General features: G+C 62.1%; 12 protein-coding genes. 10 read left to right on the top strand and 2 right to left on the bottom strand.

The window, feature by feature from the left end:
• The 7 genes from EN949_RS06330 to plsY form a co-directional block, all read left to right on the top strand.
• A partial coding sequence (locus tag EN949_RS06330) for a 2-oxo acid dehydrogenase subunit E2 (protein WP_206526364.1) occupies nt 1–156 on the top strand: 156 nt, incomplete at its 5' end.
• 149 nt (nt 157–305) lie between these two features.
• Nucleotides 306–941 (top strand): SGNH/GDSL hydrolase family protein, encoded by a 636-nt coding sequence (locus EN949_RS06325; protein ID WP_024505188.1) that lies wholly within the window; start codon nt 306–308, stop codon nt 939–941.
• A gap of 12 nt (nt 942–953) precedes the next feature.
• A complete protein-coding gene (gene lpdA, locus EN949_RS06320) occupies nt 954–2,399 on the top strand; it encodes a dihydrolipoyl dehydrogenase (protein ID WP_013531485.1) in 1,446 nt (481 codons plus the stop codon).
• An 89-nt stretch (nt 2,400–2,488) separates the two neighbouring features.
• Nucleotides 2,489–2,746, top strand: coding sequence for a GlsB/YeaQ/YmgE family stress response membrane protein (locus tag EN949_RS06315; RefSeq protein ID WP_013531486.1), 258 nt, complete (start codon nt 2,489–2,491; stop codon nt 2,744–2,746).
• A gap of 138 nt (nt 2,747–2,884) precedes the next feature.
• Nucleotides 2,885–3,850: a lipoyl synthase gene (lipA, locus tag EN949_RS06310; protein WP_127366364.1), complete on the top strand. Its 966-nt coding sequence runs from the start codon at nt 2,885–2,887 to the stop codon at nt 3,848–3,850.
• A gap of 12 nt (nt 3,851–3,862) precedes the next feature.
• A complete protein-coding gene (locus EN949_RS06305; RefSeq protein WP_013531488.1) occupies nt 3,863–4,318 on the top strand; it encodes a type II toxin-antitoxin system RatA family toxin in 456 nt (151 codons plus the stop codon).
• 9 nt (nt 4,319–4,327) lie between these two features.
• Nucleotides 4,328–5,002 (top strand): glycerol-3-phosphate 1-O-acyltransferase PlsY, encoded by a 675-nt coding sequence (gene plsY, locus EN949_RS06300; RefSeq protein WP_013531489.1) that lies wholly within the window; start codon nt 4,328–4,330, stop codon nt 5,000–5,002.
• A gap of 45 nt (nt 5,003–5,047) precedes the next feature.
• Here the strand turns inward: plsY and EN949_RS06295 are convergent, their stop codons facing one another.
• On the bottom strand, nt 5,048–5,530 hold the full coding sequence (locus EN949_RS06295) for a CinA family protein (protein WP_127366365.1): 483 nt from the start codon (nt 5,528–5,530) through the stop codon (nt 5,048–5,050).
• On the bottom strand, nt 5,527–6,756 hold the full coding sequence (locus tag EN949_RS06290) for a bifunctional 2-C-methyl-D-erythritol 4-phosphate cytidylyltransferase/2-C-methyl-D-erythritol 2,4-cyclodiphosphate synthase (RefSeq protein WP_127370958.1): 1,230 nt from the start codon (nt 6,754–6,756) through the stop codon (nt 5,527–5,529). Before EN949_RS06290 ends, EN949_RS06295 begins: the two co-directional genes overlap by 4 nt.
• A gap of 243 nt (nt 6,757–6,999) precedes the next feature.
• Here EN949_RS06290 and dusB point away from each other — a divergent pair, with 243 nt between their 5' ends.
• From dusB to ntrC, 3 genes are read left to right on the top strand one after another with little or no spacing between them, the layout of a single operon-like run.
• On the top strand, nt 7,000–8,028 hold the full coding sequence (gene dusB / locus EN949_RS06285; protein WP_127367773.1) for a tRNA dihydrouridine synthase DusB: 1,029 nt from the start codon (nt 7,000–7,002) through the stop codon (nt 8,026–8,028).
• Nucleotides 8,025–9,167: a nitrogen regulation protein NR(II) gene (locus EN949_RS06280; RefSeq protein WP_013531493.1), complete on the top strand. Its 1,143-nt coding sequence runs from the start codon at nt 8,025–8,027 to the stop codon at nt 9,165–9,167. Before dusB ends, EN949_RS06280 begins: the two co-directional genes overlap by 4 nt.
• Nucleotides 9,164–10,624, top strand: a complete 1,461-nt coding sequence (ntrC, locus tag EN949_RS06275; protein ID WP_127366799.1) for a nitrogen regulation protein NR(I) — start codon at nt 9,164–9,166, stop codon at nt 10,622–10,624. Before EN949_RS06280 ends, ntrC begins: the two co-directional genes overlap by 4 nt.
• Nucleotides 10,625–10,721: the final 97 nt, after the last annotated feature.

Here is a 10,721-nt window from a genome sequence, read left to right as displayed (position 1 = left end):
GAGCGGGCAGTGGTCAAGAACGGCGAGATCAGAATAGCCACCGTGATGTCGGTGACGCTGTCGACCGACCACCGCGCCGTGGACGGTGCGCTGGGTGCCGAACTGCTGGTCGCCTTCAAGCGCCTGATCGAAAACCCGATGGGCATGCTGGTTTAGGGAAGCGAGAGGGCGGTGCGGATAGTCTTCACCAGCCTCTTCATTTTCGTCATTTCCGGATTCGCCACCGGACTGGTTGCTCGGAAACGGGCGGTCACAACCCATGGATGGCGGGTGAAGCGTGGGTTGATCGACGCACAGGTGGGCGCATGAAGACGGTTCTTTGTTACGGCGACTCGCTGACCTGGGGCTACAATGCCGAAGGTGGCCGCCATGCGCTGGAAGACCGCTGGCCAAGCGTGCTGCAGGCCGGGCTCGATGGTGGCGTCGAAGTTATCGCCGAAGGCCTCAATGGCCGTACCACCGCCTTCGACGACCACCTGGCCGGTGCTGATCGCAACGGCGCCAGGCTGCTGCCAACGGTGCTGACAACCCATGCGCCGATCGACCTGATTGTCATCATGCTCGGCGCCAACGACATGAAGCCGTGGATCCACGGCAATCCCGTCGCGGCCAAGCAGGGTATCCAGCGGCTGATCGACATCGTGCGCGGTCACGACTATCCGTTCGACTGGCCGGCGCCGCAGATCCTGATTGTTTCGCCGCCTGTCGTCAGTCGCACCGAAAATGCCGAATTCAAGGAAATGTTTGCCGGCGGCGACGACGCCTCGAAGTTTTTGGCACCGCAATATGCCGCGCTCGCCGATGAGGCCGGCTGCGGCTTCTTCGACGCCGGCAGCGTGGCGCAAACCACACCTCTCGACGGTGTTCATCTTGACGCCGAAAATACGCGAAACATCGGCGAGGCGCTGACACCAGTCGTGCGCGTCATGCTGGAATTGTGAAGGAGAAAACCCGTGGCTGAGAACTATGACGTCATCATCATCGGCTCCGGTCCCGGCGGCTATGTCACCGCGGTGCGTTCCGCGCAGCTCGGCTTCAAGACGGCGATCGTCGAGCGCGAGCATCTCGGCGGCATTTGCCTTAACTGGGGCTGCATCCCGACCAAGGCGCTGCTGCGCTCGGCCGAGATTATGCACTATTCGGATCACCTGAAGGATTACGGGCTGAAGCTCGACGGCAAGGTCAGCGTGGACACATCGGCCGTCGTTGACCGCTCGCGCAAGGTGTCGCTGCGGCTCAATGGCGGCGTTGCCTTCCTGATGAAGAAGAACAAGGTCGACGTCATCTGGGGCGAGGCCAAGCTTTCGAAGGCGGGCGAGATCGTCGTGTCCAAGACGGCCAAGAAGCCGATGGAGCCACAGCCGCCGGTGCCGAAAGGCGTCAAGGGCGAGGGCACCTATACCGCCAAGCACATCATCCTGGCGACCGGCGCCCGGCCACGCGCGCTGCCCGGCATCGAGCCGGACGGAAAGCTGATCTGGACCTATTTCGAGGCTATGGTGCCGAAGGAGATGCCGAAGTCGTTGCTCGTCATGGGGTCGGGCGCCATCGGCATCGAATTCGCCTCCTTCTACCGCACCATGGGCGCCGAGGTGACGGTGGTCGAATTGCTGCCGGCGGTGATGCCGGTCGAGGACGCCGAAGTCTCGAAGTTCGCGCAGAAGCAGTTCGAGAAGCAAGGCATGAAGATCATCCTCGAAGCCAAGGTGACTAAGGTCGAGAAGGGCACGAACTCGGTCACGGCGCATGTCGAGATGAAAGACGGCAAGGTCGAGAAGATCACCGCCGACCGCATGATCTCGGCCGTCGGCGTGCAGGGCAACATCGAGGGCCTCGGACTCGAGGCGCTTGGCGTGAAGACCGAACGCGGCTGCGTCGTCATCGATGGTTACGGCAAGACCAATGTGCCGGGCATCTACGCCATCGGCGATGTCGCCGGCCCGCCGATGCTCGCCCACAAGGCCGAACATGAGGGTGTCGTGTGCATCGAGAAGATCGCTGATTTTCCTGGCGTACATGCCACCGACAAGCTGAAGATTCCGGGCTGCACCTACTGCAATCCGCAGGTCGCCTCGGTTGGCCTGACCGAAGCCAAGGCCAAGGCAGAGGGCTGGGATATCCGGGTCGGGCGCTTCCAGTTCGCCGCCAATGGCAAGGCGATCGCGCTCGGCGAGGATCAGGGCTTCATCAAGACTATCTTCGACAAGAAGACCGGTCAATTGCTCGGCGCCCACATGGTCGGCGCCGAAGTGACCGAACTGATCCAGGGCTTCGTCGTGGCGATGAACCTGGAGACGACCGAGGAAGAGCTGATGCACACCATCTTCCCGCACCCGACGCTGTCGGAGATGATGAAGGAAAGCGTGCTCGACGCCTATGGCCGCGCGCTCAACGCGTGATAGATTGAAAGCGCTGCTACAGATGGAACCTGGCGGCAAGGTACATCGTTTGCGGATGCACTTTCATCCATCACACAAGGAGAAGGCATATGCATTTGAATGGCGTCGGCTGGATAGCAGCCATCATCATCGGCGGCCTGGCAGGCTGGTTCGCCGAAATGTTCATGAAGAGCAACACCGGCATCTTCATGAACATCGTTATGGGCATCGTCGGCGCGATCGTACTGAACGCCATTCTGCAGGCTCTCAATTTTGGCCCGTTCGGCGTCGGCTGGATTGCCTATCTGATCACCGGCTTTATCGGTGCCTGCCTGCTGATCTGGGCGGGACGCCTGGTGCGCCGCTGACATCCCTGAAGAGCTGCCATGCGAAAAAGGCTGTTGCGGCATGCGCCGCAGCGGCCTTTTTCTTTGCGCCGAAAAGTCCTAGATGACGTTATGACAACGAACGCCTGACTGGCGCTCGCCAATGAACCAGGTTTCCCGATGGTCACTGTCCTCGATACGATCGCCAACGCACCGCGCCTGCGGCATCCGGAAAAGGCGCACAAGCCTGATCAGGATGTCCTGCGCAAGCCCGACTGGATCCGCGTCAAGGCGCCGACGTCGAAGGGCTATGCCGAAACGCGCGAGATCGTGAAGTCGCACAAGCTGGTGACGGTCTGCGAAGAAGCCGGATGCCCCAACATCGGCGAGTGCTGGGAAAAGAAGCACGCCACCTTCATGATCATGGGCGAGATCTGCACCCGCGCCTGCGCCTTCTGCAACGTCGCCACGGGCATTCCAACCGCTCTTGACCCGGATGAACCGGCCCGCGTCGCGCATGCGGTCAAGCAGATGGGCCTTACCCATGTCGTCATCACCTCGGTCGACCGCGACGATCTCGCCGATGGCGGTGCGCAGCATTTCGCCGAGGTCATCCGCGCCATCCGGGCGGCGACGCCGCTGACGACGATCGAAATCCTGACGCCCGACTTCCTGCGCAAGGACGGCGCGCTGGAGATCGTCGTGGCGGCCAAACCCGACGTCTTCAACCACAATCTCGAAACCGTTCCGTCGAACTATCTGACGGTTCGTCCGGGCGCCCGCTATTTCCATTCGATCCGGCTGTTGCAGCGGGTCAAGGAGCTTGATCCGTCGATCTTCACCAAGTCCGGCATCATGGTGGGGCTGGGCGAAGAACGGAATGAAATCCTGCAGTTGATGGACGATCTGCGTTCGGCCAATGTCGACTTCATGACCATAGGCCAGTATCTGCAGCCGTCGAAGAAGCACCACCCGGTGATCCGCTTTGTTACGCAGGAGGAGTTCAAATCCTTTGAGACGATCGGCCGGACCAAGGGTTTCCTGCTGGTGGCGTCCAGCCCGCTGACGCGTTCATCGCATCACGCCGGCGACGATTTCGCCAAGCTGCGTGCGGCACGGGAAGCGATTCTCAAGAAATCAGCTTAATCAGCCGGTTTCATGCCAAAATTCGAAGCCACCCGACGCGTATCCCATACACCCGAGCAGATGTTCGCTTTGGTCGCCGATGTTGAATCCTATCCGCAATTCCTGCCGCTTTGCGAAGCGCTGACGGTTCGCTCGCGCAAGGAGCGTGACGGGCGTACCGTTCTCCTTGCCGACATGAGCATCGGCTACAAGGCGATCCGCGAAACCTTCACGACGCAGGTACTGCTGAAGCCCGACGAGAACACCATCGACGTGAAGTACATCGACGGGCCGTTCAAATATTTGAGCAATGTCTGGCGTTTCGAACCCGACGGCGCCGGTTGCGCCGTCCGCTTCTTCATCGACTACGAGTTCAAGAGCCGCATTCTGGGCGCGGTCATGGGAACCATGTTCGATCGTGCCTTCCGCATGTTCGCCGAAGCCTTTGAGAAGCGCGCCGACGTCATCTACGGTACAAAACCGTCTTGAGGCTTGCGCATGCTTTTCTGGATAGCGAGCACCGTTGGACTGGCGATCGCCTATCTCTTCGGTTCCATGCCCACGGGTTATCTGGCGGGGAAGCTGCTCAAGGGCATCGATATCCGGGAGCATGGCTCCAAATCCACCGGGGCAACGAACGTCTTGCGGGTCTTGGGAAAATGGCCGGCGTTGGTGGTGTTGCTGGTGGATGTGCTGAAAGGTGCTGCGGCGATCGTCTTTGCCCGCTGGTTCTATCCCTGGTTCATCACGTTGCCGTTGGTTACGCCATCGACCCCGCTTGACCTGCAAGCCTGGGTGCCTTGGGCTGTTTGCCTGGCCGGAATTGCCGTGTTGTTGGGACATGGCCGTTCGATCTGGTTGAATTTCACAGGTGGCAAATCCGCTGCGACGGGGCTTGGCGTGTTGCTGGCTCTGTCTTGGCCGGTAGGTGTGGGGGCTGCGGCGGCTTTTGGTGCTGTGCTGGCTACGTCTCGGATAGTTTCCCTGAGTTCGATGGTAGCGGCGTTGACCGCGATCGCCCTCATCTGTGGCCTGGAGCAACCGTTGGCCTATCGGTTGCTGGTGATTGCGGGCAGCATCTACGTGGTTATGCGCCATCGTGCCAACATTCAGCGGCTGCTGGCTGGGACGGAGCCACACTTGGGGCAAAGCAGCCCGGAATCGAAAACGTAGCCGCAAATCCGGCTTTCGGGTCCGCCCGCCCAACGTTTTATAATCCTATCCGAGTGCTCGCAGGCCCAGTTCCAGCGCTTGCCGGACCGTTTCGCGACGGATGAAATCGCGGCCTTTGTCTGCAAAGAGTTGGTGCTCGGCGACAATCGGTCGGCCGTCCAGCGCAACCCCGAACCAGACCAGGCCGACCGGTTTTTCCGCCGAACCGCCGCCAGGCCCGGCGATCCCGGTAACCGCCAGGGTCAGCCCGGCGCGCGAACGGGTAAGCGCGCCTGTCGCCATTTCGGTCGCAGTCTCGCGCGAAACCGCCCCATGCGCATCGAGCGTGGCGGCGGAAACGCCGAGCATGTCCATCTTGGCTTCGTTGGAATAGGTGATGAAGCCGCGATCGACCACGGCGGACGAGCCCGCGATGTCGGTGAGTGCCGCGATGATCATGCCGCCGGTGCAGCTTTCCGCCGTTGCCAGCATGATGCCGCGTTTCTGGCAGGCTTTAAGCAAGGCATTTGCCAGGTCGCTGTTGGTCATTCCGGCACCTCGCCGGGAAACACCACGCTGGCAGTGGCGATCGCCGCAATGCCTTCCTCGCGCCCGACGAAGCCGAGCTTCTCGTTGGTTGTCGCCTTGATCGAGATGCGATCCGCGGAAATTGCCAGCATCTGCGACAGGGCTGCCGTCATCGCCTCGCGGTGCGGGCCGACGCGCGGCGCTTCGCAGATCAACGTGATATCGGCATTGGCGATGCGGCCGCCGCGCTCGCGCACCAGCCCTGCCGCATACTCGACGAAGATCCGCGACGCAGCGCCTTTCCACTGCGGGTCGGACGGCGGAAAATGCGTACCGATGTCGCCGGCGCCGCAGGTCGCCAGCAACGCATCGGTCAGAGCATGCAGACCGACATCGGCGTCGGAATGGCCGGACAGTTTCTTGTCATGAGCAATGGCGACGCCACACAGTGTGACATGGTCGCCGCGCTCGAAAGCATGGACGTCGTAGCCATTGCCGGTTCGGATGTCGGGAAAGCGCACACGTTCGCCGGAAAGCCGCTGATCCGCCATGGCAATATCCCGTGCCCAGGTGAGTTTGACATTGTCCGGCGAGCCCGGAACGATCTTGACCGGAATATGCGCCCATTCGGCGATCGCGGCATCGTCGGTAAAATCCATTTTTCCCAGATGATGGGCTTTCTCGTGCGCGGCAAGGATGGGCCAGAACGGAAAGCCCTGCGGCGTTTGCGCCGCGTGAAGACCGCTGCGCGAAACGGTTTCGCCAACCACCCCGGAGGCCGATTCGCGCTTCAGCGTGTCGGCGACGGGCAAAGCGGGCAATGCGCCCTCGCGCTCGCCGATGGCGGCGATGGTGCGATCTATCAGGTCCGCATCGACAAACGGACGCACGGCATCGTGGATCAGAACCTGCCCCGGCGCGTGGTCTCTAAGGGCAAGCAGGCCGAGCCGGACGGATTCCTGCCTGGTCGCCCCGCCGATAACGGCGCTAACGCGCTCGGCGTTGGTGCCCGCCGCCTGCCGGAACAGTTCATGGTCGTCGGCATGAATGGCGACGACGATCTCGCTGGTCCGCGGGTGGGCCAGAAAAATGTCCAGCGTGTGTGCGATGACGGCAAAGCCGCCAATGTGTTGATATTGCTTCGGTCCGTTGGCCTGTCCGGCGCGCGCACCACGGCCGGCCGCGACGATTACCACCGCGACCTTGCCATCCGCACTCGAAACGTGATTTCCACTTGCGTCAGTCATTGCAGATTGGCTTAGCGCACGATCCCGAAAAGTGTAATCGGTTTTCGGCAAAGATCGTGCGTCAAATATGAATCCCAAAGCGTCCTTTGCGCGTCCCACGGGGCGCGCGGCGCTTTGGCCACACCCAATCCCGAAGACCAGCATTTTCCCAATTGCGCCTTAATGTGGCGTCATTCCGCGTTGCACATTGCGGCCGATATGGCTAGAGAATGTGCAACGAATGAAGATGCTTGGTTTTTGTGCATGGTTAATTTGACCAAATTGGCCGCGCCGCTTAACGTCGGCGGCGTGAAACTCCGCAATCGCGTGTTCCTCGCGCCGATGTCGGGCATTACGGACGAGCCGTTCCGGCAGCGTGCCCACGCGCATGGCGCGGGCCTGGTCGTGTCCGAAATGGTTGCCAGCGGCGAGCTCGCCAAGGGCAGGGCCGGTTTCAACCTGCGCATACGCCACTCCGGCCTGCCCGTCCATATGGTTCAGCTGGCCGGCCGTGAGGCGATGCACATGGCCGAAGGTGCCAGAATCGCCGCCGGCGAGGGCGCCGACATTATCGACATCAACATGGGATGCCCGGCCAAGAAGGTCACCGGCGGTTATGCCGGCTCGGCATTGATGCTGGATCTCGACCACGCACTGTCGCTGATCGACGCCGTTGTCGGCGCGGTCGAGGTGCCAGTGACGGTCAAGATGCGGCTTGGCTGGGACGAAGGCGCGCTCAACGCGCCGATGCTGGCGCGCCGCGCCGAGCAGGCCGGTGTCAGTATGGTGACCGTGCACGGCCGAACGCGCTGCCAGTTCTATCAGGGCAAGGCCGACTGGCGTGCCATCGCCCGCGTCAAGGAAGCCGTGTCCATCCCGGTCGTCGCCAATGGTGACGTCTCTTCGCCGGCGGAAGCGGCCGACATTCTCGATCAATCGGGTGCCGACGCCGTGATGATTGGCCGTGCCCATTATGGCGCGCCTTGGATCGCAGGTGGCATTGCGGCCGCAGCGACAGGCGAAGCGACGCCAAATATTCCACAGAACCCGACGGCGCTCGCCGACTACATCGTGGCCCACTATGAGGATATGCTGGCGCTCTACGGCGCCGAAAGCGGCCTGCGCCAGGCGCGCAAGCATCTTGGCTGGTATCTTGATCGGCATGCAGGCGGCGTCGCCGACGACAGCCGAAAGGCCGTACTGACCGCATTCGAGCCCGCGCGCGTCATTGCCTTGCTGCGCGATGTGTTTTCGCGCGATCCGCAACCTTTGACCCTGCGGAGTGCCGCATGAACGCCGCCGCCGGCCAAGGCGCTGAAATGGCGGATGCCGCCCAGATCGTGCTCAACACCATCCGCCGCCCGGTGATCATGATCAGCGAGGAAGGCTTCATTACCTTCGCCAACGCCGACGCGGAAGACTTCTTTCGTTCAAGCGCGACCATGCTCGCCCGCAACACGCTGTCAAAACTCATTCCCTTCGGCAGCCCGCTGCTGACGCTGGTCGACCAGGTGCGTGAGCGCCTGGCACCGGTCAACGAGTATCGGGTCGACGTGTCGTCGCCGCGTCTCGGCATCGAGAAGGTCGTCGATCTCTATGTCGCGCCGGTACCGGAATTTCCGGGCTCGGTGGTGGTTATGTTCCAGGAACGGTCGATGGCCGACAAGATCGACCGGCAGATGACGCATCGCGGTGCGGCGCGCTCGGTCACCGGCCTGGCGGCGATGCTTGCCCATGAGATCAAGAACCCGCTCTCCGGCATCCGCGGCGCTGCCCAGTTGCTGGAACTGTCGGCTTCCGACGAAGACCGTGCGCTGACGCGGCTGATCACCGACGAGACCGACCGCATCGTGTCGCTGGTCGATCGCATGGAGGTGTTTTCCGACGAGCGGCCGATCGACCGCTACCCCGTCAACATCCATGTCGTGCTCGACCATGTCAAGGCCATTGCCAAGAACGGTTTTGCCAAGAGAATCAAGATATTGGAGGACTATGATCCTTCGTTGCCTCCGGTGTTTGCCAACCGCGACCAGTTGATCCAGGTGTTCCTCAACCTGGTCAAGAACGCCGCCGAGGCGATCGGCAGTGACCCGCAGGGCGAGATCGTGCTGTCGACCGCCTTCCGGCCAGGCATCCGTGTTTCCGTTCCGGGCACGCAGGACCGCGTGTCGCTGCCGCTGGAGTTTTGCGTGCGCGACAATGGCTCCGGCGTCTCGGAAGATATCCTGCCGATCCTGTTCGACCCGTTCATCACCACCAAGCCGAACGGCTCGGGGCTGGGGCTGGCGCTGGTCGCCAAAATCGTCGGCGAACATGGCGGCATCATCGAATGCGAATCGACGCCGCGCGGGACCACATTCCGCATCCTGATGCCGGCCTGGAAAGAAGCGCCATACGGCGCCGATGAAGACGGTGAAGGAGACCGCAAATGACCGTTCGCGGCAATATTCTCGTCGCCGACGACGATGCGGCGATCCGCACTGTCCTCAACCAGGCGCTTTCGCGCGTCGGCCACGAGGTGCGCGTCACCTCCAATGCTTCGACTTTGTGGCGCTGGGTGGCGGCGGGCGAGGGCGATCTGGTCATCACCGATGTGGTGATGCCGGACGAAAACGCCTTCGACATGCTGCCGCGCATCAAGAAGGCGAGGCCGGAACTGCCGGTCATCGTCATGAGCGCCCAGAACACCTTCATGACGGCGATCCGCGCGTCTGAAACCGGCGCCTATGAGTATCTGCCCAAGCCGTTCGACCTGACCGAACTGCTCAACATCGTCAACCGGGCGCTTTCCGAGCCGCGACGGCCGAAGATCGATGCGCGGCCGGAAGAGCAGCCTGATGCAATGCCGCTGGTCGGCCGTTCGGCCGCCATGCAGGACATCTACCGCATGCTGGCGCGCATGATGCAGACCGACCTGACGGTGATGATCTCGGGCGAATCCGGCACCGGCAAGGAACTGGTGGCGCGCGCACTGCATGAATATGGCCGCCGCCGTGGCGGCCCGTTCGTCGCCATCAACATGGCGGCGATCCCGCGCGACCTGATCGAATCGGAACTGTTCGGTCACGAGAAGGGCGCCTTCACCGGCGCGCAGAATCGCTCGACCGGACGCTTCGAGCAGGCTGAAGGCGGCACGCTGTTCCTCGATGAAATCGGCGACATGCCGATGGAGGCGCAGACCCGCCTGCTGCGCGTGCTCCAGCAGGGCGAATACACGACGGTTGGCGGACGCACGCCGATCAAGACCGACGTGCGCATCGTCGCCGCCACCAACAAGGATCTGCGCACCCTGATCAACCAGGGGCTTTTTCGCGAGGATCTGTTCTATCGCCTCAACGTGGTGCCGCTCCGGCTGCCCGCGCTGCGTGAGCGCTCCGAGGATGTGCCCGACCTTGTCCGCCACTTCTTCAAGCTCGGCGAAATGGAAGGCCTGCAGACCAAGCGCATTTCTTCCGGCGGCATCGAGTTGATGAAGCGCTATCCGTGGCCGGGCAATGTGCGCGAACTGGAAAACCTGGTTCGCAGGCTCGCCGCGCTCTATTCGCAGGACGAGATTTCCGCCGAGATCATCGAGGCCGAGCTCAAGACCGGCGAACGTCCCGTGGTGCCGGGTGGCGGCAATCTCATTCCCGACGATTTGTCGATCGGCCAGGCGGTCGAGCACTTCCTGCAACGCTATTTCGCCTCGTTTGCCGGCGATTTGCCACCTGCCGGGCTTTATCAACGCATCCTGTCCGAGGTCGAGTTTCCACTCGTCCTGGCCTCGATGACGGCAACCCGCGGCAACCAGATCAAGGCCGCGGACCTGCTTGGCTTGAACCGCAACACGCTGCGCAAGAAGATCCGCGAACTTGGCGTCAACGTCTACAAATCGTCGCGCCAGGGCTGAGCCTTTGATCTGAACCCGCGCTCTTTTCAGGGGATCGGCTCGCGAAAGATTTCCGTCTCGGTCACACTTGTTGCATAATCGCCACAATGCGTTGCAT

Origin of the sequence: Mesorhizobium sp. M7A.F.Ca.US.007.01.2.1 (assembly GCF_003998165.1) — a bacterium.
GTDB classification, from domain to species: domain Bacteria; phylum Pseudomonadota; class Alphaproteobacteria; order Rhizobiales; family Rhizobiaceae; genus Mesorhizobium; species Mesorhizobium ciceri.
Note: the sequence above shows the minus strand (reverse complement) of the source record. Positions and strands in the feature narration are given on the sequence as shown.